Source organism: Leptolyngbya sp. AS-A5 (assembly GCF_039962495.1).
GTDB lineage: Bacteria > Cyanobacteriota > Cyanobacteriia > Leptolyngbyales > Leptolyngbyaceae > Leptolyngbya.
Genome location: NZ_JAMPLL010000035.1, coordinates 1 through 26,095, shown reverse-complemented (window position 1 = coordinate 26,095; position 26,095 = coordinate 1). Strand labels below are relative to the sequence as shown.

At 42.4% G+C, this 26,095-nt stretch carries 21 protein-coding genes, 1 tRNA gene and 2 pseudogenes; 13 read left to right on the top strand and 11 right to left on the bottom strand.

Annotated features, from left to right (window positions below; translation table 11 throughout):
• The first annotated feature begins 10 nt into the window (after window positions 1–10).
• Together polA and NC980_RS22715 are read left to right on the top strand one after the other, a co-directional pair.
• Window positions 11–2,929 (top strand): DNA polymerase I, encoded by a 2,919-nt coding sequence (polA, locus tag NC980_RS22720; RefSeq protein WP_190375102.1) that lies wholly within the window; start codon window positions 11–13, stop codon window positions 2,927–2,929.
• Window positions 2,930–2,960: 31 nt separating this feature from the next.
• A complete protein-coding gene (locus tag NC980_RS22715) occupies window positions 2,961–3,401 on the top strand; it encodes a Uma2 family endonuclease (protein ID WP_347272556.1) in 441 nt (146 codons plus the stop codon).
• Between the two features lie 738 nt (window positions 3,402–4,139).
• Here NC980_RS22715 and NC980_RS22710 read toward each other — a convergent pair.
• A complete protein-coding gene (locus NC980_RS22710; RefSeq protein WP_190375101.1) occupies window positions 4,140–4,352 on the bottom strand; it encodes a hypothetical protein in 213 nt (70 codons plus the stop codon).
• Between the two features lie 106 nt (window positions 4,353–4,458).
• On the opposite strand from NC980_RS22710, the gene NC980_RS22705 reads away from it, so the two are divergent.
• The 5 genes from NC980_RS22705 (at window position 4,459) to NC980_RS22685 (ending at window position 9,627) form a co-directional block, all read left to right on the top strand.
• Window positions 4,459–4,707: a hypothetical protein gene (locus NC980_RS22705; RefSeq protein ID WP_190375100.1), complete on the top strand. Its 249-nt coding sequence runs from the start codon at window positions 4,459–4,461 to the stop codon at window positions 4,705–4,707.
• Between the two features lie 686 nt (window positions 4,708–5,393).
• On the top strand, window positions 5,394–6,068 hold the full coding sequence (locus tag NC980_RS22700; protein WP_190375099.1) for a hypothetical protein: 675 nt from the start codon (window positions 5,394–5,396) through the stop codon (window positions 6,066–6,068).
• 258 nt (window positions 6,069–6,326) lie between these two features.
• A complete protein-coding gene (locus NC980_RS22695) occupies window positions 6,327–7,247 on the top strand; it encodes an HNH endonuclease (RefSeq protein WP_199298364.1) in 921 nt (306 codons plus the stop codon).
• A gap of 752 nt (window positions 7,248–7,999) precedes the next feature.
• Window positions 8,000–9,349: a hypothetical protein gene (locus tag NC980_RS22690; RefSeq protein ID WP_190375098.1), complete on the top strand. Its 1,350-nt coding sequence runs from the start codon at window positions 8,000–8,002 to the stop codon at window positions 9,347–9,349.
• The gene (locus NC980_RS22685; RefSeq protein ID WP_190375097.1) at window positions 9,346–9,627 is read left to right on the top strand and encodes a hypothetical protein; all 282 of its coding nucleotides are present in this window, start codon (window positions 9,346–9,348) and stop codon (window positions 9,625–9,627) included. The genes NC980_RS22690 and NC980_RS22685 overlap by 4 nt, the downstream gene beginning before the upstream one ends.
• A 668-nt stretch (window positions 9,628–10,295) precedes the next feature.
• Here the strand turns inward: NC980_RS22685 and NC980_RS22680 are convergent.
• The 5 genes from NC980_RS22680 to NC980_RS22660 form a co-directional block, all read right to left on the bottom strand.
• Window positions 10,296–11,255 (bottom strand): hypothetical protein, encoded by a 960-nt coding sequence (locus NC980_RS22680; RefSeq protein WP_190375096.1) that lies wholly within the window; start codon window positions 11,253–11,255, stop codon window positions 10,296–10,298.
• Window positions 11,256–11,765: 510 nt separating this feature from the next.
• Window positions 11,766–12,845 carry a phospholipase D-like domain-containing protein gene (locus NC980_RS22675; protein ID WP_190375095.1) on the bottom strand — a complete coding sequence of 360 codons (1,080 nt, stop codon included), beginning with the start codon at window positions 12,843–12,845 and terminating at the stop codon, window positions 11,766–11,768.
• Between the two features lie 1,262 nt (window positions 12,846–14,107).
• Window positions 14,108–15,271 carry a VapE domain-containing protein gene (locus tag NC980_RS22670; RefSeq protein WP_190375094.1) on the bottom strand — a complete coding sequence of 388 codons (1,164 nt, stop codon included), beginning with the start codon at window positions 15,269–15,271 and terminating at the stop codon, window positions 14,108–14,110.
• Between the two features lie 922 nt (window positions 15,272–16,193).
• A complete protein-coding gene (locus NC980_RS22665) occupies window positions 16,194–16,997 on the bottom strand; it encodes a site-specific integrase (protein WP_348254074.1) in 804 nt (267 codons plus the stop codon).
• 506 nt (window positions 16,998–17,503) lie between these two features.
• Window positions 17,504–17,585 (bottom strand) — tRNA-Leu (locus tag NC980_RS22660).
• 111 nt (window positions 17,586–17,696) lie between these two features.
• Here NC980_RS22660 and NC980_RS22655 point away from each other — a divergent pair.
• The 3 genes from NC980_RS22655 to NC980_RS22645 are packed head-to-tail and all read left to right on the top strand — an operon-like array spanning window position 17,697 to window position 20,388.
• Entirely contained in the window at window positions 17,697–18,044 is a 348-nt protein-coding gene (locus tag NC980_RS22655) for a hypothetical protein (protein ID WP_190375092.1), read from the top strand.
• On the top strand, window positions 18,045–19,412 hold the full coding sequence (locus NC980_RS22650; RefSeq protein ID WP_347272557.1) for a 6-pyruvoyl-tetrahydropterin synthase-related protein: 1,368 nt from the start codon (window positions 18,045–18,047) through the stop codon (window positions 19,410–19,412).
• Between the two features lie 4 nt (window positions 19,413–19,416).
• Window positions 19,417–20,388, top strand: coding sequence for a glycosyltransferase family 2 protein (locus tag NC980_RS22645; protein WP_190375090.1), 972 nt, complete (start codon window positions 19,417–19,419; stop codon window positions 20,386–20,388).
• Here the strand turns inward: NC980_RS22645 and NC980_RS22640 are convergent.
• Both NC980_RS22640 and NC980_RS22635 read right to left on the bottom strand, forming a co-directional pair.
• Window positions 20,376–21,266: a beta-1,6-N-acetylglucosaminyltransferase gene (locus tag NC980_RS22640; protein WP_190375089.1), complete on the bottom strand. Its 891-nt coding sequence runs from the start codon at window positions 21,264–21,266 to the stop codon at window positions 20,376–20,378. The two genes, NC980_RS22645 and NC980_RS22640, sit on opposite strands and share 13 nt — an antisense overlap.
• 6 nt (window positions 21,267–21,272) lie before the next feature.
• Window positions 21,273–23,189 carry a S9 family peptidase gene (locus tag NC980_RS22635; protein WP_190375088.1) on the bottom strand — a complete coding sequence of 639 codons (1,917 nt, stop codon included), beginning with the start codon at window positions 23,187–23,189 and terminating at the stop codon, window positions 21,273–21,275.
• A gap of 263 nt (window positions 23,190–23,452) precedes the next feature.
• Here NC980_RS22635 and NC980_RS22630 point away from each other — a divergent pair, with 263 nt between their 5' ends.
• The 3 genes and pseudogenes from NC980_RS22630 to NC980_RS22620 form a co-directional block, all read left to right on the top strand.
• Window positions 23,453–23,779: an RNA-binding protein gene (locus NC980_RS22630; protein WP_190375087.1), complete on the top strand. Its 327-nt coding sequence runs from the start codon at window positions 23,453–23,455 to the stop codon at window positions 23,777–23,779.
• A 66-nt stretch (window positions 23,780–23,845) separates the two neighbouring features.
• Entirely contained in the window at window positions 23,846–24,139 is a 294-nt protein-coding gene (locus NC980_RS22625; protein ID WP_190375086.1) for a hypothetical protein, read from the top strand.
• A gap of 145 nt (window positions 24,140–24,284) precedes the next feature.
• Window positions 24,285–24,490, top strand: a pseudogene (locus tag NC980_RS22620) (NAD(P)/FAD-dependent oxidoreductase); the annotation flags it as partial.
• A gap of 73 nt (window positions 24,491–24,563) precedes the next feature.
• Here the strand turns inward: NC980_RS22620 and NC980_RS22615 are convergent.
• The 3 genes and pseudogenes from NC980_RS22615 to NC980_RS22605 all read right to left on the bottom strand — a co-directional run.
• Window positions 24,564–24,734 carry a hypothetical protein gene (locus NC980_RS22615; protein WP_190375085.1) on the bottom strand — a complete coding sequence of 57 codons (171 nt, stop codon included), beginning with the start codon at window positions 24,732–24,734 and terminating at the stop codon, window positions 24,564–24,566.
• A gap of 31 nt (window positions 24,735–24,765) precedes the next feature.
• Window positions 24,766–25,416: an Hsp20/alpha crystallin family protein gene (locus tag NC980_RS22610; RefSeq protein ID WP_190375084.1), complete on the bottom strand. Its 651-nt coding sequence runs from the start codon at window positions 25,414–25,416 to the stop codon at window positions 24,766–24,768.
• 303 nt (window positions 25,417–25,719) lie between these two features.
• Window positions 25,720–25,986, bottom strand: a pseudogene (locus tag NC980_RS22605) (biliverdin-producing heme oxygenase); the annotation flags it as partial.
• Window positions 25,987–26,095: the final 109 nt, after the last annotated feature.

Sequence of the window (26,095 nt, the reverse complement as noted above, 5' to 3'; positions counted from 1 at the left end):
GATCGAGATTTTGAGCGCTACTCATTCCCCCAAAATTGTTCTTGTAGACGGTCATTCGCTGGCATTTCGCGCCTACTTTGCTTTTGCCAAAGGTCGCGATGGTGGTTTACGCACCTCGACTGGAATTCCAACCAGCGTTTCTTACGGTTTTCTCAAAGCGCTGCTTGAAACTGTAGAAGCTGAGAAGCCAGATTATCTGGCGATCGCGTTTGATCTCGGTGGTGCAACTTACCGCCATGAAGCCGATGAAACCTACAAAGCAGGTCGCCCTGAAACGCCAGAAGATTTCATGCCTGACTTGAATAATCTTCAGGAGCTTCTAAGGGCGATGAATTTGCCGATCGTGGTCGCTCAAGGTTATGAAGCGGATGATGTGATTGGGACGCTGGCGCGAAAAGCTAGTCAAGAAGGCTTTGCGGTACGAATTTTGAGCGGCGATCGCGATTTATTTCAATTGGTAGATGCAGACGGGAAGATTAAAGTGCTGTACATGAGTACAACCTACGGCAGAGGTGCGCCACCGCCTAAGGAGTTTGGTGTAGAGCAGGTTAAAGAAAAGCTAGGAGTGCTGCCGTCTCAGGTGGTTGATTTCAAAGCGCTGTGCGGCGACCCATCTGATAATATTCCAGGTGTGAAAGGGATTGGTGAGAAAACAGCAGTTCAGTTATTAAGCGCGTATGGGTCGCTAGAAAAGGTCTATGAATCGATCGACGAGATCAAAGGTGCAGTTAAAAAGAAACTAGAAACAGGAATCGAAGATGCACGCCATTCACAATGGATGGCACAAATTCATTTAGACGTTCCATTAGCGGTCGATCTACAGTCTTGTAAACTCCAAGGATTCGACGAAGATACGCTGAAACCCATGATCGAGCGATTAGAGTTTAAATCGTTCTACAACAAAATCCAGAAGTGGAAAGACCAACTGAGCGGTGAGACAGAACTAACAGAAACCGAAGGCTCAAAACAAGCCGCGCTCGAATCAGGAACACCGATCGTTCCTCAATATGCAGATGATGACCTATGGTTCTTCAGCGCCGAAGAAACCGAAAGTGCGGAGAAATTCGAGGTCGTGTCGATCGCACCACAAATTATTGATACCCAAGCTAAGCTCGATGCACTGGTCAAACGCCTCAAAACTCATACGAGTGAGAAGTCTCCGGTCGCGTGGGACACTGAAACTAGCGACCTTGATCCGATCAAAGCTGATTTAGTGGGAATTGGTTGTTGTTGGGGTTCGGAATCTGATGCAATGGCTTACATTCCGATCGGTCATACTTCGGGAACAAATCTCGATCGTGCGATCGCGCTTGAAACCCTGCGCCCGATTCTCGAAGATGTTAAATATCCAAAAGCGTTTCAGAATGCGAAGTTCGATCGCTTAGTCTTTCGATTTCAAGGTGTTGAGTTAGCAGGCGTAGTCTTCGATACTATGCTGGCAAGCTATATACTCAATCCTGAAGCCAGTCATAAACTCAGCGATATGAGCTATCGCTACTTAGGCATTCAAGCTCAAGAGTATGGAGATCTAGTTCCCAGAGGAAAGCATATTGGTGAAGTTGACATCTCTGCGGTTGCTCATTACTGCGGCATGGATGTCTATGGAACATACAACTTAGTTCCAAAACTACGGTCGGAACTTCATGAACTCCCGAAACTTCACGATCTGCTGATTGAGATCGAACAACCGCTTGAGCCTGTGTTAGCTGAGATGGAAGCAACCGGGGTGAGAATCGATCGCAACTATCTCGAAGCATTCTCGAAAACGCTGAAAGAAGACTTAGACCGCATCGAACTAGAGGCTTACGAAGCAGCAGGCGAAAAGTTTAGTCTGGGTTCTCCTAAACAATTGAGTGAACTATTGTTTGAGAAGCTAGGACTCGATAAAAAGAAATCCCGCAAGATTAAAACTGGATATTCAACAGATGCAGCTACTTTAGAGAAGCTTCAAGGCGACCATCCGGTGGTTGATGCGATCGTGGAGCATCGAACCTTGACGAAGTTGAAATCAACCTATGTTGATGCGCTACCGACTCTAATCAATCCGAAGACCGATCGTGTGCATACCGACTTTAACCAAGCAGTTACTTCTACAGGTCGGCTCTCTTCGTCTAACCCCAACCTCCAAAACATTCCAATTCGGACTGCCTTTAGCCGCCAAATCCGTAAAGCCTTTATTCCCGAAGAAGGGTGGCTCATGGTTGCGGCTGACTATTCGCAAATTGAACTGCGAATCTTAGCACACTTGAGTCAAGAACCTGTTCTACTCGAAACCTACCGCAACAACGAGGATGTTCACTCGCTCACGGCTCGATTGTTGTTGGAAAAAGATGACATCTCCTCTGAAGAACGGCGACTGGGAAAAATCATTAACTTCGGTGTGATTTATGGCATGGGCGCACAGCGATTTGCGCGAGAATCAGGAGTTACTTCGGCTCAGGCACGCACGTTTATCGATCGCTTTAACAGTCGATATGCTCGCGTTTTCGAGTACCTCCAGCAAATGCAGCGAGAAGCGATCGCCAACGGCTATGTCGAAACCATTAAGGGACGACGACGCTACTTCAATTTCTCATCCGATTCGGTGCGAAAACTTCGAGGCAAATCACCCGATGACATTCAACTCGATAAACTGAAGCTGCGCGACCAATTCGAGGCGCAAGCTCTTCGAGCCGCAGCTAACGCGCCGATTCAGGGTTCTAGTGCAGACATCATCAAGATTGCAATGTCTCAGTTGCACGAAGTTCTGAAAGCTTATCCTGCAAATCTGTTGCTGCAAGTGCATGATGAATTGGTGTTTGAAGTTGAGCCTGATGCTTGGGAAGAGTTGCAGCCCAAGATTAAGCGAGTCATGGAGAACGCTGTTTCTCTGAGTGTGCCGCTAGTTGTAGATATTCGTGCTGGCAACAATTGGATGGATACAAAATAATTCAGACGTTGAGGGATTAGTCCTTACCGCTATGCAAACTCAAACTACCGCAAGCACCGCTCAAAGTCGTATCATCTCAATTCCCGATCGTACTTGGAATCAATTCAAACTGCTGCAACAAGCATTTGAAGGTTCTCACGCTAAACTGACTTACTTTGCCAATACGATCGAAATTTTCATGCCTTCTGAACCTCATGATTTATTCAGCCGCATCATTCTTTTCTTAATTGGTCATTACTGTTTAGAGCGGCGCGTTCAATTCATTCCTACAGGCTCAGTCGATCGAGAGCGAGAAGGCATCGTGTCGCTTCAACCGGATGAAAGCTTTTACGTGGGTGAGCGCAAAGCAATTCCAGATTTAGCGATTGAGGTCGTCTTTACCTCTGGAAATGAATCCAAGCTGCCTCGATATCAAGTCTTAGAAATTTCTGAAGTTTGGTTTTGGGAAGATGGCGTTTTCGCACTTTATTGATTGTTTGAAGGCAACTATAGAAAGATTCAGCGCAGTGAGATTCCAGGCTTACAAGACCTCAATATTCAGCTTTTGAACCGCTGTGTCCTAATTGCTGAAACGGATATGCTTGGTGCGATCGATGAACTCAGGAAAGCATTTTAGTGTAAAGTTTATCGCCTGGATGTAATGGGCGGAGAGAGAATCGAACTCTCATACCTTTCGGTGCCACATTTTGAGTGTGGTGCGTAAGTACCGTCCTACAAGCATTTCATTATCCTACCTAGTAATTTTCTACCATATTTCTACCGGATTATCAACATCTGATATTTGATCGTTCTTAAGCTCATCTCCCGATATTTAATGGGCTTCAACAGGTAAATTTAATGTTGAAATACCTGGTTAGAAATAGCAAATTTGCTACTGAAAATTATCCTTATGTATGAATCACCTCTTAATATCAATACCAAGACAGTTTTAACTTAAACTATTTGATTACTGAAGGTGCGAAGACTGCTAGTCAGACAACAAACTATTTATGCTTAAACTGACTTAAGTTCTATACTGCTTTTATCCCCTACATGTAGATCAATCTGTTCGGAGCGATAACGTAATCTCATTAATACTATTTCAACCTCACCCGCTTCTCACCGGATAGCCCTATATCTATTCATCCCAAGCGTCAATCTGAGAACGTTAGAAAATACAATCTATATCGCTTGAACTTATTCAAGACTGAAATCTCCATTGTTTGAAGCTTTATTCTCCCTGCTGTAATTTCCGCTTCATTTCTAAATACTGCCGAAATTTGGGATCGGAAATACATCGATCGATAAACTGCTCCAGTTCATCCTTCATCGTGCTATCGACAAACTGACAATATTCCCGAAACAGATCCCGCTTACCTTCGGGTAAGTAGAATCCTAAATACTCTTGTCCGGGTCGCTTCTCAGACACAAAGGAGATATCCATCACGTTAAGACTCCAATCATAGGAGATGTAACGAAGTTCCTATTGTATGGTGCAAATAGTACGAGAGGTACCAAGATGAAAATCAACCTGTTATCGAGTACTCAAAATGGAAGAATTCTTACCGCTAGAAAACAGCAGCAGTGAACCAGAGCAAGATTACCGCTTAGAACCAGATCGAGAGCGAATCAAGCATCTGATCGTCGGAGCACCCAAAGTCGTGAAGAGAACAATTCATCTACTGCATTCGTTGGGATATGCAGAAGCGAAGCAATGGAGCAGACCAAAAATTGCAGGTTCATTAGGACACCCAGGAGAGGTGGTGAGTATTTTGAGTAGGAATGTCTTGTTGGAGTAATCAGTTAAGAGTAGTGGTCTAGACCTAAAGATACCCTTCCCTACAATGTCCACTACTGCTATCTTTCGTCAACCTAATTCACAGGTCTTGTATCTTCAGAGTTAAGGGAGTGGCTCACTCCCTTTTGAGGAAACGTGGTTATTAGGGAAGTTAGAGAAAACGAGAAAAGAAGCAGAATGAGTGACCATAACCTACAAAATCTGTTAGATGACCAAGGATCACTTCGCCAAATAAGACAACGTTTTTTGGAGCTTTTTCTAGCTCTCAAGAACGAGCTTGGAATCTATTCTCTTAAATCTCCGTCTTCTATCACAAGTACTAGAGATCCTTCAACATTCTTAGAGGTTGAGGAATTATCAAGCATAAAAAAACAGCATTAGACCTGTTGGGGAATAATGAGAAAAATCGCTGAAATGCTTTTATAGATTGGGTTTCAAGGATTTTATAAGAAAATCGCTGAAACGATTTCCAGGTAAAGGTTTCAAGGATTTTTGAGATTATTCCCCAACAACTCTATTATGCTATTGGCAAAATCTCTTGAAAACCTATATGAAGTCTATATGAAGGGTGTGCTCTTCAGATTAGGTGTCTCACATTTCATATGCTAAATTCAGTGCTAATGTAATTGCTAATTGTCACTGCAACAACATAGCAATCCATTTGCACGCTAATGACACTTACTTGATATGACATGTTATTACCAAGGATGCAAAAATAAAGCATCTACTAAAGAGCACGTTCCTCCTAGAGCATTTTTTCCAAAGAATTTAAGATATCAACTACTAACAGTTGATTCTTGCAGGGAGCATAACAATGGCAAGTCAGATGATGACCAATATGTTTTAGCTCACATCTGTATGAACTCTTCACCTAAGAACCGGTCGCAAGAGATATTTATAGAAAAAGTACTTCCACAGCTAAAGCATAATAAAGCTGCATTGGGAAAGCTGATTAGCAAGGATCGCGAACCCCTTGATGATGACATAGTTGCATATCGAGTAGACGCGAGTAGACTTGATCGATTTTTTAATGGATTATCATGTGGAATAATCTATAAAATTACAGAGAAACAATTGTTAGATAATTATCAAATTAGGCATGTGTATCACAACCTACGCTTTAAAGATATTTCAGATGCTGAGAAATTGATTATAAGCATGATTTCGCAATTTTACTCAGATGAACCAACAAGGGTCTTGAAATTTGGTGACCCAGAAACTAAAAATGAGTCAATATATATTGCAAGGGTATTCGGTATACCTGATTTCCAATCATCAATTACTATTGTTCATGAATTTTTTGGTCACTTTAAAGTTACGTCTATGCTAACCAATTCAAAACCACATCATTCAGTATTTTAAGCGAAAGAAGGAGTCAGCACTTAGCTCCCAGTTTTGTACGTCTAGAGAGTCAAGATGCGTTTTTGAAAAATGCATCTTGACTAGAATTCCGCTATTAAGCTCGAAGTTGAAGCAGTAAGACAAGATGCAGAGAGATTATTAAACTTTAACAGAGAAAATAGTATTTAGCACTTTAATGTAATTCCCAATGGGACGGGAGACTAAATTGCAAACTTGGGAATACTTAGGTAGATGTTAGGTATACTAGAGGGTACTGATATGCAGCTTTTCTTTCATAATGTTGGTTCGGATGGAGCAAATAGGAATTTCCCGAAAACGGTATTCAAGCGCATTCCGATTACTCTTGCTGAACAGACTATTCCATTTGATGTTCCCTACAGAAAAGAAGTCATACAAGAACTCCGAAACAACTTTCCTTCAGGTTTTTTTAACTGCTGGGGAGTTCCAGCAGGAGCGAAAAGTGTTATTAAGAATTTGAACATTGGTGATGCGATGCTTCTTATAGAAACCATAGGAGGTGAGCATGGCAAAATACCCGTACTAGGAATAGTAAAAGTATTTGTCAAAGAACAAATGCAAGAGCTATCTAAGGTTTTATGGGGAGAAACTGGTTTTCCATATATATATTTTTTTGATACAGAAACTATCTCTCTAAGTTGGACTGAATTTAAAGATCAGGTTAGCTACAAATCAAACTACAGAGTTCCTGGTTTTGTATCTAGAGTCAAACCAGAGAAACTTCAGATAAAATTCAATGGAGTACAAGATTATGTCGGTTTCTTGAGAATGCAAGCTGCACATCAGTCTTCTCTATCGAGCGAAGAAATATTTCCTGACGAAGCAATTAGCGCTCAAACATATTATGAAGGTGCCACTAGACAGGTTAGCGTTAATGTTTACGAGCGCAATCCAAAAGCTCGTAGGAACTGTATAGCTCATCATGGTCTCAATTGCTCTGTGTGTGGTTTTAACTTCAAGCAATTCTATGGAGAACTGGGTGAGGGTTACATTCATGTTCATCACCTCAAACCCCTATCTGAGATAGGAGAAGAATATGAGTTAGACCCGATTGAGGATTTACGTCCGGTCTGTCCTAACTGTCATGCCATGCTGCATAGATCAAAATCTGTATCTACGATCGGGTCACTTCAACAACTTATAAAGAGGAGTTCCAGTTGAGCAAGGTTCTGAATCCGCAGAAGAAGTCAAGGAGAGAGATACACCCGTTAAAGGTAGGACTGCTCTAGTCAAGCAGATCAAAGGAGAGATCGCAGAAGTTACAGCATCCCTTATAACCAAGGGATGCAAGCTTCCCACGTTAGAAAATACTTAAAGGGCATTTCAGGATAGGTAATCAGAGCTTACAACGATTAAAACGATTCCAATCTGCTCAAGCATTAAACGCTGAGAACTAGAAGCGATTAAGCATAATTTCCGCGAAACAGGAGAACGCGCGGCTTTCGATCCATTGATTGCTATAAGTCCGCGTTAATACAATAAAGGCTGAAACAAGATGCAAAGGAATTACTAGCCTTTAGGCACGGTATATGATGCAGACAGAACAATAATTTTCTAACTGTCACTTGTCGAACAACATTACTATTCCAGGAAACATGGTTGTTAGGGAAGTTAGAGGAAGCGGAACTCCTAATAATCGAATTCTGGGAGCTAAGCGCGATCGACTAATCGAAAAATTAGTCCCTCATTTGACTTAAGATGCGATTTGAAGTTGCTAGAAAAGAGCATGTATATCACCCTTATTTCTTGATCGACCTCCCTGATCCAAATTCAGGATAAATATGAAATCTCCGTAAATAAGTAATACCAGCGGAACTCTCCATCTATCTGGGTATAGAATAAGACCACTTACTCAGGATTTCGGATAATTAAAGAACTGTTTGTTTACATTTGACCCAAGTCAGGAAAATTAAGTGGATTTAATCGAAGAGAAAGTAAGAGATATTGAAACTAATGTGCTCGATAAGCATCATGAGCAACAATCACTTCTGAAGCGAAGCCAGATTGAAGCAGTAGCGTATCTTCTCAAGATGTATGACAATTGTGTTCGTGAGTTACTTACTGGATCAATGCAGTTGTCCAAGGATAGGTGGCTATATGAGCAAGAGTTCTTACAGAGAGCGCTTGAGCAGAGCTTACGATGGGTTCTTCAATACTGTAGTCCTCACGAATCATTTAGTAGTGATTCATGGACTGATATTGATGATGAAGCTTTTTCCTTGATGTTATGGGCTCGTTCTTATGTCAAGCTTTGTTATGATCATATCGCTGCATCTCGCGGTCATTATACTGCATCTTATGATGAGGATATTCACGAGATTCGATTTCAGATTAAAGCGATAAATGATTTTACTATTTTAACTTCGCAGATGGCATCGCGGTCGTTTCACATAGACAATTTCTTAGGTAGTATTCCAGAGTTGGAACTCCAAAACATATTTGAAACTTATAGAATTGGTGTTGATTTTAATAACCTTGACAAGGGTTTATCTTTTAAGCATGATTTGTCAGATTCTAATTATCGTACTTTAAAGAATTGGTCTAGGGAAGCTATACTGCCAGAACTTGAGGACAGCGAAGATTTAGATGGTTTTACTCTAGGTCAAGCTCGTGACTTATGGACACTTATCTTTATAGAATCCCAAGTATTGACTCGCTTGGAGATTTACTCTGATGTGCTTTTTGGTTCTGAAAACTCATTTTCAGGGTTTAATTATCAATTATTAATTTCTGAATTAGTAGACGATTTTTCTCAAGCTCTAGAAATAGATAGTGATGTTGTGTCGAAAATAATTAACTTCCTTACTTTTGACAAGAGCTCGCAAAAGTCGAGTTTGATTAATAGCTTCTTTGTAAAGCTTGGAAATGAAAGAATCAGTCTTCTGCTTTGGAATGTTGTATCAACTGACCCAAATCTGGCGTTTTCTTCAGCTCTTGCAAAGCGCTCTCGTCGGAATGTCTACGAAACTTTAATTCAGAGAATCGAGAGCACAAATGTTACCAGAATAGCGCAAGCGCTTCAAAATATTGAGTACGTTGTTTTGAAGGAGAAGATGCTAGTTGATCAGACGCAGAATAAAATTTGTCCTGATTTGATGATTTATGATCCATTAACTTATCAATTACTAATAGCTGACTATAAACACGCAATTCCCCCTTTTGGTGCTAGTGAGGTTGTTAATCGGCTAAAAGATCTTGATAAGTGGATTAAGCAAGTTCGTCGCTATTTAAATTTTGCTGAGAATAATAAAAAAAAACTTTGAAAAAATTAGGTTTTGAGAATATCAGCAAAGTTGCTGGCATGCTTATCTTTAGGTATCCGATGCCTATTCCAGCTTCTCTTGAAGCTGATATTACCCTTGGGGATTGGGAGTCTTTATCAGTAATTTTGAATAGTGCTAACCCAGCAAGCATTGATGAAATTCTAAGATTCTATCGATCTGCACGAGATGCAGATCAATGTCCTCAAAACTGGAATATCGATGAGGAGACTATAGAGGTTGGAGCATGGACATATAAAAGACCAATCATTGTCGCATAGTGCAGGCCATTGCCTGAGCAAATCGAGTGCGTGGAAATAAAGTGAATAAATCAGTCATTGATCACCTTAGAGTATCTAGAACTCACAGAATCACCTATAACCAAGGGAAGCAGGCTTCCCACGTTAGAAAATACTTAAAATACCCTTCAGGATAGTTATCAGAGCTTGCAACGATTAAAAAATTCCAGTCTGCTCAAGTATTAAACGCTGAGAACTAGAAGCGATCGACCAGAATTCTCGCGAAAAAGGAGAACACGCGGCTTTCGATCCACGGATTGCCATAAATCCGCGTTAATACAATAAAGGCTGAAGCAAGATGCAAAGGAATTACTAGCTTTTAGGAAGGGTATATGATGCAGACAGAACAATGATTTTCTAACTGTCACTTGTCAGGCAACATGACTATTCAAGGAAACGTGGTTGTTAGGGAAGTAAGAGGAAACGGGACTCCTAATTGTAAGAACAACTCAAAGCTGAAAAACTGCTGATATCCCTTCGTAAGTAATCTGTCACTTCCAATTAGACTCTCAAGTTTTAAGTTCCGCTTATGGGGTGTTGCAGTCACAGTCCAGGAGCAAAAATGCTCTCTGACCGTTATCAGTTGAAGGAAATTGTTAGCTGGGTTGGCTATAACTTCAACATTATTCTCATATCATGTTGTACTGGTGTCACTCCGCCATCAACTTGTCCAATTTATATTGACAGTAATTACAAAGCCCTTCAAGGTCTTGCTCATCCAGGGATAGAAAAGTACCGCACATATCACATTCAAAGTATTCTTGTTCATAATCACACGCTGCACAGTGGTTCTCAGCAAACATATATGTACAGCAATAGCATTCTGGACATCTACCCAATGGCGATTCGTTCGTCTCTTTCACCGATGTGTAAATTTCTGCGGATAAACTATCAGATAGACATTGCTCTACTACCTCTGCAAAATCAAACTCATTGCCACAAGAACTGCAACTTAAAGGTGTGTAGCTAAGATTGCTGCATGTCCCTTCAGCCTTTATCAATCCTGAATGGCACGTCGGGCATCTAATTTTGCTGACGGCATTTCTAATAGTTTGATATTTCCAGTTAACCTCATCAAGCGATTCTCTACAAACTTTCTCTTCTGCTTCGTAAACTTCTGCTGTTTCTAGTAGTGCTTGCCAGCAGTCCTCACCAAGCATCTCGCGCGGTTCCTCTTCGAGATATTCCATAATGAAATCACGAATCAGAAGAAATGATTTTGTAACTATTTCGCGGACAGCGTCAGGAGTTTTATCCGTGTAGTAATGCTCTATCTCGTTACGGAGTTTATTTAGTTCGTCAAACTTTTTCCAATCAACTGAGATTTTCAGGCTTTTAAAACGCTCTTTGATCTCTTGAACATCTACAGTTTTTCTACCTTCACCAATGAAAATCACATTGCCCACATCGTCATAACTGGGTCTTATGTCCTTTTTAATTAAAATCTCAGCATCATGAGAAGGCGACAATTGGCAAAGTTTTTCTTTATACAAAAGAAGTATGCCTGCACAGATATTTCTAACAGCAGATAAATATCGTCTGTTGTCATCTGTTAAGTAATCTTCGACACCTACCTGAATGGACTCGATAGCATTGATTAGAAGCGACATAAGATGAAAACTCGATCGTCTACATAGATTATAGCTAACTCAATATCTAGCTCTACGGATTGTTCTCAAATTAACGAATCTAAGGCATTTTCAAGCCATCTAACTATTTATTACACTGAAACTTCTGGAGTAGCATCCTAGATTGATTGACTATGCGAAGATTTTTCAAGATATCCGCATGAAAATATTGAAGCAAATAGACTAGAACAATGTTTTTCTAGCGTTCGTTGATGGAACAATGATTCCGAGTTGAGGAACGGGACTCCTAAAAACAAGAGAGCGTTAGAAAATATGGTGAACAACTCGTGTGATGAAATGTCAATCGCTTAAGCATTAGCGCGAAGGATAAAAGAGCGATCGACCAGCATCTCATGTAGGAGAACACACATTTTCGCTCTGCCGTCATTCAGCAAGAACTTGGATCAGTGGTGAGATTTTAGCGGCAATAAGTAATAGTGCTACATCAATCTTTCTTAGATTTTGCACTAAGGTTTCTCCAGAACAATCCTATTATTTAGATTTGCTAAGTTCAAATTTTTGAGAGATAGCAAAATTCATTGCCCACTCTTGGAAATAAATACTAGCAATCTCAGGATTATCTATAAAAACTCCATTCTCAAGATGTTTATTTGCTGCACTATAAGTAAAGTTAAAAGATCCAGTCCAAACCGCAACAGGTTGATAGCGAGGATTATGTCTAGGAAATTTGTTGACATACTTTGGATTATGAACAGTAATGGATTCACCACATTCTAAGCATTGCGTCTCCGACATCACGATTCGTCCAGACGTAGCTGTTTCCTCGGATAGTTCATCCCAGAAACATGCATCCAGGTCTTCAAGTTTAGAATCGCAATTCCAGCAAGTATCAGGATTCGCTATTGGTTTAAATAGCTTCTCCACTCTCTCCAAAAAAACGATAAATTTATGGTGCATGAGTGCTGATGAAGACGAGTTAGTATTCCCGTTAGAATATATCAAAACTTTTGATCCAGGAATCCAGATAGGTTTAAATAAAGAACCATATTTTGCGACTTCAGTCAAATCAGGAAACTCTGCAATATGTTTAGCAATCTGCTCCTCACTCCAAATTCTTTTGAACTGATCTCGAATTTTAGAACTAATTTCAACTATTTCTTCTTTAGCCTTTTCCTGTTCAGGTTCCATTAACTCGTTCAACATTTTTATATAATAATCTTCGGATTTGACTTCAACAAACCACCTGGTTCTTGTATTATTAAAGATCGACTGCACCGAGGTTTGGAATGGATAACAGTTCCACCCAAGATGATTTTCCCACTTTCTTTTACTTAAGTACTCATCACGAAAATTAGCATTCTGAGTTATGAGAAAAACTTTTTCGCACCCAGACAGGGCATTAGCTATAGGTAAACTTCCTACGTTAAAAACACTTCCCACGATTGCAGGGTACTCTTTGATTTTACGTACTAGAAAATTCTCGATATTTCGGAATACAGGAGCTACCTTAGTAAAATGAGAGCGGTGTTTCGCATTAGGTTCACGAATAGGAATCGTGTTTGCGGCATCTAAATAAGCCTTATTCAGATTAGCTGGAGGAGTGTCGCTCATGTCTAAAAACTGATAAAACCATGCTAGACAGTATTCCCTCCAGGGAAAAAGAAGTTTCATTTGCAATGATGATGTATCCTCAATCCGTGGAGCGAGGCTCCTACTGGAAATGGAACGCTAGAAAATATAATGATTAGCCTCCACGATGAAATTCAGTTTTGCTTGAGCATTAAACGCGGACAAGCAAAGAATGATCGAGCAAAATCCTGCGAAAAGGTAGATTACGCGGTTTGTAATTCAATTACCACTATGAGTTCCGCGTTAACAGAAACAGAAAAACAATCGAAACCAGAAGTGATTAGATCCGGAAAAGTTTGGAAGCCGGACTAAAGCAATGATTTTCTAACGTATATCGATGGAACAGGATTTCTAAACGAAAAGAGGGTGTTAGAAAATATAGCAGTTTATCATCTGAACTTCCTTTTACCTAAACAGCTAGCTCTTTCCAAGACTAGCTGTAGAGAATTGCTTGAGTGACTATACAAAACCGTAACTGAATCTAGTCAAGATATTTTGCAGAATATATTTTCTAACAATCTTCAATTACATGGTTACAGTTACATTTTAGTTAATCACCAACAAATAGAAGAGTACTCAATAGCTGAAGTATAGATTAACCTCTGTTATCAACAAGTTAGATATCCCTAGAATCATACAACTGAGAGTTTATTAGCATAACCTTTCAGTTGCATGTTTCTAGATAACGATCGTGCTCTATCCTATACTTCATAAGCAATATGTATTTGACTTTATGACTAAAGTAACTGTAACTCAAGTAACCAGGAGAAGCATAGAAATATCTACAGATTAAAATCTTTTCTCTATACTTTCAGTTACACAGTTACAGATAAGCTGTAACTGATATACAGTAATAGTTTCAGCTTGTAACCAAAGTGTAACTCTAAATTAGTTCAGTTACACCAGTAGCTAAACTTCCTCGGATTCACATCAAGTAAGATTAAAGTAGAAAACTTACTACTAGAATTATTCGCTGCGGATTGAACGTTAACAGTGGAATAATTGCAGCGTTAACGAGCAGTAGATTGCTTAACACAATCCTTCCAGGAGCGATAGCGGATATCGCTCCTATGTAGATTAGTAATAAATGAGTAATTTTCTAGCAAAACTCTTCATCTCTTGAATAGTGTACAGTCGATCTTCTGATTACTTTCCCGATCGTTGTACTCCAATAACTTCTGTAGCAGGCAGAGTGTAAACAGAGGATGCTCTGTCTACGCTCTGTCTACTACATCGGATTCAACTTAACCGGAGACGCGAGAACTAGAGTTCATTGAAATATCAGCAGGGTTGTAGTACTTCCCCGGTCTACTATCGACTCTCGTAGTTTTCTCAGGGTGTTTGAACCCTAGACCGAGTAGGATTGCTTTCACCCTAGTCTCATCCGAGCGCACCCACGATTTTGCCTCTTTCCCGATCGCTTTTATAAGAACATCGGATAAGGTAAAATTCCCGGTTTGCTTTGATACCCAGGTTGTAACAAGTTCAGTCCATACATCTGCTTGCTTGAACTTCTCAGCATTGACTTTATTACTCAATGCTTGTTCAGCTTCGCTGAGGTAAGTGGGATAATCATTCCGGTATAAGAATATCGCTGCTGACCAAATCAGATCTCTGTATTTCCTGACAGCTTTAATATCGATCTTTCGGTCAATATTAACAACCCAGAATCGTCTGTTTCCAGTCTCGTCTTGCAGAAACTTAGATTGATTCGTTGTTCCGACAAGAATAAACTGTCTGTGGACAGTACACGAATTTTTACTGTAAGGTCTTCGATAGGAATCGAAGCGTCTTGTAATGAATCCTTTCAGCTTGGACATCATATGAGGTTTGATCGTCCCTTCACATTCTTCAAGCTCAATCATCCATTTACTGTGACAAATCATGAGCTCATCCTTGTCGTACTGTGTCAGCGTGAGAGAAGTAAAGAATTCTGCTCCTGCTAACTCAGTGAAGAATGAGGTTTTGTACAATCCTTGCTCGTCGCTTCTAAGAATCAAGACTGTATCATGTTGACATCCGGGTTGATACACTCGCTTTACAGCAGCCACCAGTGTTTTGATGATATACACTTTTTCTAGCGGATCAGAGACGTGCAGAATGTTGGTACAAACCTTGTCTAAAGTTTGTAAAGCGTCATTGTCCAAGACAATAGGATGCTTCTCTTGACATTGTTTCAGGTAATCCTCGATCGGGGAGAACATATTCCTAGAAGCGCAAAGATAAGCAATTTCTTCGATAAATTTGTCCTCACTCAACACAACATTCTTCTCTCGACAAGCCAGTTCTCGAAACTTAATGATGTTGAATGATTCTCCATCGAAGTAGATGCTTTGGGTCACTTTATGCATGAAAAATCTTCCACCATAATGAGCTTCGATGAAATTTTTCGTACCTAAATAATCCATATTACTCCTATGGAAATGTATTTTGATTGAGAGTTAAGACCATGTTTTAAGACATGATCTATTCGTCATTGATACATCCTGAATAACGATGCATCCTGGTTTACAACTGAATCCGATGATGGTCAGATTCAGCTCATTAAGTCGCTAAAGATTCGATCTATACCTAGTTCAGCAATAGCCTGGTATAGAGATTTATTGCATAGCGAAATACCTGATGAAGCTCAGAAGCAAGCTCCAAAAATTTCAATAGTTGAGTTAAATAGCTATCAGCAATTCTGGAATCGTAATGCTCTGATCCTTGAATTGATGATCGTTATTTTTAGTGTACGTAGAAGGATTGAATCCGTTAGTAGCAGTTATAGTAGCGGTTACGAAATATAATTTAGGCAATATTCTGATCCACTTAAGCATCAGCCATACGATGCAAGTCAATTTACCAAGACATTATGCATCTGTTCGTTATAAACTCATTCAAGACATAGAACATGCTCTCCTTGTGATCAACTTAGTACTTCATTCAACATATTCAATATTAATATTTATTCACCCTTCATCCCACCGTAAAACCACGGATGTTTGTCTGAATTTCTGCTAGTTGAATTGTTTTGAATGAATAATTATAGAGATGAAAAATAGCCTCGCATTCTATCACCTTTAAATTAGAATGAACAAGAATTTTCTACCGCTTAAGTGTGTTCTTTTTAATACACGCAAACGATTGTTTTGCAATTTATGTACCGAGTAACATTCTTGACCAAGATTAACTCTATCTTTGCTTATTTCCTGCCAACAATGCAGCTAGAAAATGAGATGTCTTCTCTTCGTATTACAGTGTTTTTTATAGAGGAGCTATTAACACAGATACAAAAAACACGCTCAATAAGCTGAACGTGCCGAAATGGATTCAAATCGATGTAGTTCGCTAGAAATCAGGCATTACATCGCTCAGGTTATCCACAAATTTTGCGTAATGCCGACTCACCATATCTAGAGATTTGTGTCCTGCAACTTTCGCAGCAGCCAGTAAACTGTGCTTCTGAGCAATATGGCTTAAAGCAGTGTGTCTAGTCTGATAGGGATTGCGGTACTCCAAGCCTAATTCATCCAGCACTTTCTTCCACGTTTCCCTAAACGCTCTAGTGTCGAGAAACTTACTATTTCTCGCTCCGGGGAATGCAAGAGCATCCGGGTTAGCTCCTGTAGACAGATGAGAAATCAGCAATTTCTTCAGAGCAGGGTTGATCGGTAAGTATCTGGTAGTTCCAGTTTTCGTCTCCTTCCTAGTTTTTCTAGTGGTATAAGGCGAAAACTCTAAATCTCTTCCTATTGCTTCTGAGATCTCAATCAAATCGTTCTCGAAATCGATGTGTTTCCATTGAAGGGCGATCGCCTCACCCGGTCTAACCGCAGTCAAGAACAAGAACTTGAGAAACGGGACGTAAAAGGAATGTTTGTACGGAGAGAATTTGGAGCAAAATCGATCGCTCTCGAATGCTTCCAGAATGAGTGCGATCTCTTCCTTGGTAAAGGGTTTAGCTCCTGTTTTCTTCCCTCTTCTTGGTTTCAGGTTATTCCAAGGATTTTTACCTTGTACTAAACCCTCTGCGATCGCCCAATTAACGCAAGCTTTGATGAATCTTCTGCGGGTGTTCCAAGTAGAAGCACTCAAACCCAACTGAGTAAACCAAACCATATCGCTCCAGTTAGGATTCGCTTTCGCAATCATTACTCTGCAACAGTGGTAGTGATTATTGAGTGTTCTCAGTGGTAAATTGAGTGATTCAACCCATTGATCCCAAAGAATCAGTAGTTTTGGAGCAGTTGTATTTTTCCTAGTACTCGCATTCAAATCAGTTTTTGGTTGTGTTTGAGCGCGATTCTTTAGCTTGTATGACTGAAGCGTGAGATCAAATTGTCCCTGCTCCCAATCGAATTGCATTCGCCGCAGAATGTTCCTAGCTGTAAGCTCATCGGATGTACCGGGGTAGAACCGCTTCCGATTTCCGTCGAGTGTGAAATCAATACGATATCTACCCTTATCAGAACCCAATTTGAAATTCATAATCTACCTAGCACTTAAGGACTGGGTAGGACTTGAAAAGCTTGTCGAGTCAGACTTTCGACTTTTCTACCAATTTTCTACCAATCTCACGTCTAAAAGACATTCAGGGTGGATGGGGGAACTGGTAGATAAACCCAAGAAAAATGTGGAAACCCTTACTGTGATTGATATGGGCGGAGAGAGAATCGAACTCTCATACCTTTCGGTGCCACATTTTGAGTGTGGTGCGTCTACCAGTTTCGCCATCCGCCCTGGATGTGTTTTTATCATACAGGATCGATCGCATTTGAATCAAGCCTTTTCAGCACGTTAAAGAATTAGAAATTTGGGCAATATACGTTCGTTGTCGTTGAGCTTGCCTTCATGCTCTCTGATTTTGAACTCGCCACAAGTTCTCTAAAACGGCTGAGAACGACTCGCACACTTGATTGGGTTGCGATCTCGCTCATCGGCGGTGCGGCGATCGTGATTGCCTGGAAGATGATTCGCGATGGTGTGAATGGTCTGGGCGATTTGTCCTGGCATATGACTTGGATTCAGCATTTCGCCATGCAGCTTACGGAAAATGTTTACCCGCGCTGGTTGGCTGGAGCTAATTATGGATATGGTAGCCCGACGTTTGTGTTTTATCCGCCCTTGGTCTATTACCTGGGAGCGAGTTTTCGACTATTGGGATTGAACATTCAGCAAACGATCGCCGCATTGTGTTAGATCGCGCTGTTCACATCAGGATTGGGATTCTATCTGTACGGTTTACGTAAATGGGGCAGAGTTGCAGCGTTTACAGGCGCGATTTTTTATGTGTCGGCTCCTCAGTTAACTAATCTAGTGTACTTTGGTGGAATTGCGGCATTGTTTGCTCAACCGTTGATGCCGCTCGGCTTGCATCTCACGGATCGAGCGATTGAGCGATCGAGATGGATTGCGGCGCTGGCAGTATTCTGGGCAGTAGTGGCATTAACTCACGTTCCGAGCTTGTTGCTTTGTACGATCGCTTGGGTGATTTATCTTTTGATATTGATGCTCAAACAATCATGGAAGCGAATTCTACCTCTGTTTGCGGCGGCGGGGGTTGGATTTGGATTGGCTAGTTTTTTCTTGCTGCCTGCGGTGTTTGAGCAATCGTTTGCCAACATCAAAGCATTAAAGGCAGTCAACGGTGGATTTCAGGCAAACATGATTGGTAGTGGTCAGCTTCAACTGCTACCTCTCAGCCAGATTTCCAAGATGGCTTATATCTATGTTCATCAAGGAGCCGCGATCGCAGTGTTTAGCACGATCGCGTTGATTTGCTGCTGGAAGCAGCGATCGCGGGTTTGGGGAGCCTTGGGATTTGCGATCGCGCTGGCGTTCATGATGAGTGTGTTATCAACGCCGATTTGGCAAGCGAGTTCAACACTGCAAATGGTACAGTTTCCGGTGAGATTGCTCGGAATGTTTGCGCTGGCTGGGGCAATTTTAGCTGCGATCGCAGTTCAAGGACTGCGGAGCTTGAAGTGGCGCGTCAGTTTAATTTTGTCAATTCTGATTGTGGCGGTGATTGTTGCCAACTTTAAGTATTCTTTAGACCTCTCACGGCGATTACCCACGCTTAATCGTCCCGGACAGGGCAAAGTCGTTAATCTTGAAGCGATCAAGGAGATTGTTGATAACCCGTATCAAGACAATCTGATTGACTTGCCAGAGTATCGTCCACTGCTAAAAAACCCAGATTCCACCATTCCAACTCCAATTTTGGGACAACCCCTGATTCTCTTTGTGACTCCGCCCGCAGCTTCTATCGAGCTAAAGGAATGGAAAAGTTTATATCGTTCTTTCAAAGTCACGACTCCTACGCCTGCGATCGTTAGACTGAGAACTTATTACTATCCAGCTTGGCAAGCTCGTGCGAATCAGAAAAATCTACCGATTGAGATGGCAAATGATGGCACAATCGAACTAAAGCTTCCGGCAGGAACCTCTGATGTTAAGCTTTGGTATGGATGGACACCTGTTTTTACTATCGGTGTTGTCCTAAGTAGTTTAAGTGCGATCGCGATTGTTTCGTTTTGGATTGTCAGTTCTAAAGCTCCTCAATAATGCCATGTTGCCAACGTACTCTCTGATCATCCCGATTTATAATGAAGAAGATACGATTGCAGCATTATACGATCGCGTCAGTGCCGTGATGGATCGCTTAGATGCAGCCTCTGAACTGATTTTGATTAACGATGGCAGTCGAGATCGATCGCTCTGTCTCATTCGAGAATTGCACTACAAAGACCCGCGTGTGTGCTATATCAGTTTTGCGCGAAACTTTGGGCATCAAATGGCGGTGACTGCTGGATTGAACCATGCACGAGGGCATGCTGTCATGATTTTGGATGCAGATTTACAAGATCCGCCAGAACTCATTCCAGAACTGATTGAGCAGTGGCAGCAGGGATATCAAGTTGTTTATGCTCAGCGAACCCAGCGCCACAAAGAAAGTTGGTTTAAGCGGTTTACGGCATATGTGTTTTACCGTTTGCTAAAACAGCTTGCGGATGTGGATATTCCAACAGATACCGGGGACTTTTGCTTAATGGATCGCCGGGTGGTGGATTTATTAAATGCAATGCCAGAGTGCAATCGCTATGTTCGGGGATTACGATCATGGGTCGGATTTCGTCAAACTGCGGTGAAATTTGAGCGCGATCCAAGATTTGCTGGTGAGGTGAAGTATTCCTTTCATAAATCACTAGGATTAGCGATTAACGGTTTAGTTTCATTCTCAAAAGTTCCGCTTCGCATTTCTACTTATGTAGGTTTATTCGCTGCATTTGTTGCAATTGTGATGATGATTTTAGTGTTTTATTGGAGGATCGCTTATCCTGCCTCACCGCTAACCGGATTAACCACGATCGTCGTCGCCATCTTTTTTCTCGGTGCAGTGCAACTTCTCAGTATTGGCATCTTAGGTGAATATATTGGACGAATTTACGAAGAAGTGAAAAACCGTCCGCTTTATACATTGTCTGAGGTTGCAGGATTTGAGCGTTCTCAAACTCAAACGGAAGCGGATTACTCTAACTGAAAGATGATGCGATCGAGATCATCTAGCACAGGCGCATCCGGCAGAAATTTACGGGCAAAATGGGCAGTCGAGGCTCGAAGCTTTGGTAAATCCGATTGATCAAGAATCTTTGGGTGTGGTAGACGGGCTGACCAATCTTTGTAGCGCCAATCATTCAAGAAATCGGGCTTCAAGTGCGGGGCATTTCCAATGATTGTTTGAAAATAGGATTCATCTGAAAACATCACCCAACGAAAGTGGTTCACAATTTGGGGATAGTTTTTGTAATGGTCGAGAATATAGTCGATCGATCGCTGATTTGCACAGAACCAAGCCTGCCCTGCATAACAATGAAAGTCTGAAGAAAAGGGCACAAACGGCTTCATTAAGCTCATTGGTTTTAAACGCAACTTTTGCCAATTCAGATCCAGCAGCTTTGCTACAGGTTTTGGCATCGGTAGCCATCGCGTGTAGTATCGAGCATACATTTCTCGATGCCAATCTGTTGGAAAATGCGGCGGTTGAATGCGATCGCCAACCATATAGAAATCAGCCTGACTTGCTTGCAAATCTGCAATGACTTGCGCGGCAGGCTTGATTGGATAGTCTGCACCACTGAGTAAGATTGTCCATTGAGGTCGATCGCGCCGTTGCTGCATCTGCTCCATTGCTTTGATCACCGCTTCAACCAGTGAGAACTCTGCCCAGCGGGTTTGCAGGTGCGGCTGTACGAAGGAAATATTTTCAGTGAAGTCCGTGATCGGTAATGGACATTGCGAGAAATCGTGATGACACACGATCGGCGGATGATCAAACAGGCGATTTAAGCGATCGACCAATCGCCGGATCTGATTTGGATGAGTATGAGTCAGCAAAATAAATCCAACGACTGGAGGCATAACATTCTAGAGATTAAAGATTGGCACAGGTTCGATTTTATCCGCAGGCTCGAACCCAAACACCCGTGAATAGAAATAGAATTCTCCATCTAAAGCACGCTTGATGTTTTCTGCTTTACGGAATCCATGTTGTTCGCCCTCAAACAACACATATGCTACAGGTAATCCTTTTTGTTTCAAAGCATCAACCATCATCTCTGCCTGATTCGGCGGCACAATCTTATCTTCATCACCTTGGAAGAAGATCACCGGACAGGACAAGCGATCGACCACACTAATCGGAGAACGTTCTTCATATAAATCGGCTCTTTCTGGATACGCACCAATCAAACCATCAAGATAGCGCGATTCAAACTTATGAGTATCTTCTGCTAACGCTTTGAGATCGCTTACGCCGTAGTAACTCGCGCCTGCTTTGAATGTATTTCTAAATGTGAGAGCGCAGAGCGTTGTATATCCGCCTGCACTTCCGCCTGCAATCACTAAGAGATCGCCATCCACCTTGCCTTGCTCGGCAAGATATTTCGCTCCATTTGCACAGTCATCGACATCGACAATGCCCCAAGTTCCTTTCAAACGTTCACGATAAGCGCGTCCATATCCGGTACTACCGCCATAGTTCACATCCAAAACGGCAAAACCGCGACTTGTCCAATACTGAATGCCTAAGTTAAATGCAGCAGAAGTCGAAGCGGTCGGCCCTCCGTGACTCTTGACTAACATCGGTGGACGTTCGCCTTCAGGAGCGGTGTAATCTTTATTTTTGGGCGCATAGTACAAAGCAAAAGCCGTGAGATTATTCTCAGTCGGGAACTCGATCGCTTCTGGCACCGAAAGATAACCGGGATCGATTCGCAGTTCGCTGGCGCGTCTCAGCACTTCAAATTGTTGAGTCTGCAAATCGTATTTGACGATCGCGCTCGGCTCCGTTGATGATCCGCCCAGAAATACCGCATGATCTGCACAAGCTTGGAGTCCTGCAATGCTGGTGTAAGGCGTTGCGATTGGAGTGAGTTCGCGAGTGTCTAAATCTAAACTGGCAAAGCGGCTCAATCCATTTTCGGTATAGCTACAAATGATTTGATTTCCAGCAAAGCCATAGGTAGACATTCCAAACACCCAGAGCGGTAAACCAAACTCTGCGGCTTTCTCACAGAGGGATTCAGTTTTTCCGGTTGTAGGATTCCAGCGGTAGAAATTCCACCAGCCCGTACGATCGCCAATAAAAATCAAACTGCCATCCGGCGACCATTCCGGCTGAAAAATCGATTCCTCTAATCCACCTGCAATCTTTTCCGGTGTGTCTAGCGTTCCGTCTGCTCTAATTTTTGCTGTCCAGAGTTCGGTTCCATCCCAAGGCATATTCGGATGATTCCAGCAAATCCAACTGAGGCGAGAACCATCAGGACTCAGACGCGGAAACGCATAGAAATCTGAACCTGAAACCAGAACGGTTTGACTTTGATCCGTGAGCGAAATTGCAGCGATCGTATTCTCAACGCTTTGATCTTGATGTTCTTCGCGTACACAAACGAGGCGATTTCGAGCACTATCGAATAGGGCATCGGCATATCGTAATGACGCTTCAGGAGTCAGCGCGATCGGCTCAGATCCATCGGTCTGCTGATAAAGTCGCTGATCGGCAAAATTCGAGAAATAAACGGTTCCATTCGCAATCATAAATGCCCCTCCCCCGTATTCATGCACCCGTGTACGGGCGTTGAACGGGGCAGGTGTCAGATCGATCGTCTCGCCATTCGCTGAACGCTGTACAATCACATTCCGTCCTGCCTCAGTCGGACGTGACTCGCTCCAGTAAATTGTTTTGCCGTCCAGCTTAATTTGTCCGAGTCCGATCGTCCCTGCCACAATCAGATCCGAGCTAATCGGCGACTTCCAAGTGCCATAAGATGCCACAGCCATAAGATCCTCCAAATCACCGTTTCCCAGACTCTAAACTATCGCGATCGTTCAAACATTGCGATATATCTCAAATTGCTGAAATCTGTCCGCTCTAGAGATTCGTGTTACAGTAAATGAGAAGAGGTATTGATTCGGTTGAATCGTTTGTTTTTTCTGACAGTGACTCGTTCGTTTTCATTGAAACTAGCAAGTTTGTTTGGGCTAAAGCAGGCACACTCCGATACGACTGCCTCGGTTATTTCTGGTTCTGGAGATCTTTTTCAATGTCGATTTATGTAGGTAACCTATCTTACGAGGTTACGCGGGAAGATTTGACCGAAATCTTCGCAGAATACGGATCTGTTAAGCGCGTTCAGCTTCCGGTTGATCGTGAAACTGGACGGATGCGTGGGTTCGGATTTGTGGAAATGGAAACGGATGCCGAAGAAGATAAAGCGATCGAAGCCCTAGACGGTGCGGAATGGATGGGTCGCGATATGCGTGTCAACAAGGCAAAGCCCCGTGAAGAATCGGGCGGTGGCCGCAGTGGCGGTGGCGGTGGTCGCAATGGTGGCGATCGTCGAGGCGGATTCTCGCGCGGCGGCTATTAATTTAATTCGCTAGAATTGAATCCCCTGTAGCGTATGGCTATGGGGGATTTCTTTTAGGTTGGAAAAATGAGAGCGAGAATCGAAAGCGATATTCTGTATCTGCATCACGAAGATGTGCCGCCGTTCAAAAAAGGGGGGTCTGTGGTGCGAAATAGTTATTTTTGGGCGCTGAAGTCGATTTCTGGTCGGGCAAGTCGGGGGCGCGATTGGGAATATGAACCGGAAGTGTGGTTTGCGCTGCAACGGATGTTGTTATCATTTGCAGAATCGGGCTATTTGGGACTGTCAGAAACGATTCTGGAGTTTTCGGATGCGGACGTAATTCCAGATGAGCTGCGATCGATTTCGACGCGAATTTAATGTAGCTTAGATCGACGTTCTACAAGTCCTGTTCGGCGTTGCGTTAGTGCTACTCGGCTGAACATTTAGAACCTGAGCAGCAGTCGAAGATAAAGCTACTGTCAAGTTACAGATAAGTTCCAGAAGAGATTTGTTCGTTTCGTTATTGATTCATGACCAAGAAGCGCTGAGCTAAAAAGAGCCCGATCGCTTAACTCGGTACGAATTGCAAGTGCCTTTAATATCTATCTTGGACTCGACGAACGCTTTGATCCGGCACAATATGGAATTGGCAACTGGAATATTTGGTACTATCCAACAGGCGATTTGAATGCTGAATATCAGAAGCAGCTTGCTGGAGATCTGAGCCATTCTTGAATCTTCAATATCATAAAAATGAGTTGAGGATTACAACCTCAACTCATCCCCTGATTCACAATTCAAGCTAGAAATGTTTTTCCTTAGCGGGTTCTCCTTCAAAGGGTTGAACTCCGGTTGCTGGATAGTTATCATCGTTGAGTCCAAAGATGCGACTGATCGCTCCAGCGATAAATTGTCCAACTTCGTTTGGAATTGCCTTCACAGTTTCCCAACTCGATCGCATTCGAGTAAACATATTTTCTCCTCAAACAGTACGTAGGTTGCTTTTACTGGTTGGCTCGCAGATGAGCAGATTCTTGCCGCTGCTCGTTTTGGTGTCGCTCTTGGGTTAGCGTTTCCCGTGTCGCTTGATCAAGATCACCCATTTGCATCGTTTCTAAAGCATCTTCAGCCCGGCGGTGGACGTTTTGTTCCTGGTGTTCTTTGGCTTGCCGCTGTTGAGTCGTTGCCTCGCGCAATTTTTCTTCCAGGTTCACCTTCACTACAGGCTTACGTGCCGATTCAATTTTAGGCAAGGTTAGTGTCAGAATGCCGTTCTTGAAGTCTGCTTTCACTTGGTCGTATTGCACCGGCGTTGGGAGCGGAATCAAGCGTTGAAACTGTCCATACCGTAGCTCAGAGCGAAATACGCCTTTTTCTTCGGTTCGTGTTTCCTCTTGGTGATGACCAGAAATCGATATCGTATGTTCAGAAACTTGCACATCCAGATCTTTTGCTTCTATCCCCGGAACTTCTGCTTTGAGAACGACATCGGTATCGGTTTCGTGAAGTTCGATCGCAGGTGTCCAAGCCATACCGTCGATTGGTGACAGCGATCGGGCTTCTGGATCTGGGTGCAGCCACGCATCGAAAACCTGATTCATCTGATGCCGTAATGCTTCCAATTCTTTAAGAGGTTGCCAGTGAATCAGCGACATAACATTCCTCCTGGTCTTCTTTGAACATAAAGCGAGAACTAAATCGCTCTATGTTCAAGATACGAAAAGACTGTGAGGAACTTGTGAGGACGTTGATAGACTCGCAAACTCGCTTCGCGGAATTTTAAGCTCAGCGCGCGATCGCAGGCGAGACCTGCTAACTATCGCTTTAACTTAGCTGTTAATGCTTTAACTGCACAAATATTCCTAGTTTCACTACAGTTTAGGGGCAGTAGTAGACTGCGGCGGCATGACAACTTTGTGCGCTAATCCAACAGCTTTCAGCAGCCAAATTGCCCACCCTTTGAAGGCTAGCTTTGCCTCTACAGTCGGGAGTTGCTCAAACTCATAGAATTCTGTGCCCTGAACGGTTTGTAGTTTTAATGCCGATCGCACAATTCGTTTCAGTGCTTGACCACCTGACAAATCGCCCAAGTAGCGTGTATAAGCATGAGCAATCAACAAAACCGGATTTGTGTTAGAAATCTCGCGCAGTCGATCGACATAGATTTGACCTGTGGGCAGGGGTGCGATTTCTTCTCGCCAGTTGTCACCGTAGAAGAAGGCTAATACCAATTCTCTAAATTGCGGCTACAGATAGTGCTTCGAGGATTGAAGCTCGTCCTGTAATTGACGCGATTGTCTGCGGTGATAATGCTTCAAGCTGCTGTGTCATCCA

Excerpts from the sequence above, each read along its gene's own strand:
- NC980_RS22715 (WP_347272556.1), top strand. The coding sequence starts at position 2,961 with ATGCAAACTCAAACTACCGCAAGCACCGCTCAAAGTCGTATCATCTCA.
- NC980_RS22675 (WP_190375095.1), bottom strand. The coding sequence starts at position 12,845 with ATGAGCGACACTCCTCCAGCTAATCTGAATAAGGCTTATTTAGATGCC.
- NC980_RS22655 (WP_190375092.1), top strand. The coding sequence starts at position 17,697 with ATGCTCTCTGATTTTGAACTCGCCACAAGTTCTCTAAAACGGCTGAGA.
- NC980_RS22680 (WP_190375096.1), bottom strand. The coding sequence starts at position 11,255 with ATGTCGCTTCTAATCAATGCTATCGAGTCCATTCAGGTAGGTGTCGAA.
- NC980_RS22705 (WP_190375100.1), top strand. The coding sequence starts at position 4,459 with ATGGAAGAATTCTTACCGCTAGAAAACAGCAGCAGTGAACCAGAGCAA.
- NC980_RS22630 (WP_190375087.1), top strand. The coding sequence starts at position 23,453 with ATGTCGATTTATGTAGGTAACCTATCTTACGAGGTTACGCGGGAAGAT.
- NC980_RS22700 (WP_190375099.1), top strand. The coding sequence starts at position 5,394 with ATGACATGTTATTACCAAGGATGCAAAAATAAAGCATCTACTAAAGAG.
- NC980_RS22615 (WP_190375085.1), bottom strand. The coding sequence starts at position 24,734 with ATGTTTACTCGAATGCGATCGAGTTGGGAAACTGTGAAGGCAATTCCA.
- NC980_RS22710 (WP_190375101.1), bottom strand. The coding sequence starts at position 4,352 with ATGGATATCTCCTTTGTGTCTGAGAAGCGACCCGGACAAGAGTATTTA.
- NC980_RS22640 (WP_190375089.1), bottom strand. The coding sequence starts at position 21,266 with ATGCCTCCAGTCGTTGGATTTATTTTGCTGACTCATACTCATCCAAAT.
- NC980_RS22695 (WP_199298364.1), top strand. The coding sequence starts at position 6,327 with ATGCAGCTTTTCTTTCATAATGTTGGTTCGGATGGAGCAAATAGGAAT.
- NC980_RS22645 (WP_190375090.1), top strand. The coding sequence starts at position 19,417 with ATGTTGCCAACGTACTCTCTGATCATCCCGATTTATAATGAAGAAGAT.
- NC980_RS22670 (WP_190375094.1), bottom strand. The coding sequence starts at position 15,271 with ATGGATTATTTAGGTACGAAAAATTTCATCGAAGCTCATTATGGTGGA.
- NC980_RS22610 (WP_190375084.1), bottom strand. The coding sequence starts at position 25,416 with ATGTCGCTGATTCACTGGCAACCTCTTAAAGAATTGGAAGCATTACGG.
- NC980_RS22635 (WP_190375088.1), bottom strand. The coding sequence starts at position 23,189 with ATGGCTGTGGCATCTTATGGCACTTGGAAGTCGCCGATTAGCTCGGAT.
- NC980_RS22625 (WP_190375086.1), top strand. The coding sequence starts at position 23,846 with ATGAGAGCGAGAATCGAAAGCGATATTCTGTATCTGCATCACGAAGAT.
- NC980_RS22665 (WP_348254074.1), bottom strand. The coding sequence starts at position 16,997 with ATGATTGCGAAAGCGAATCCTAACTGGAGCGATATGGTTTGGTTTACT.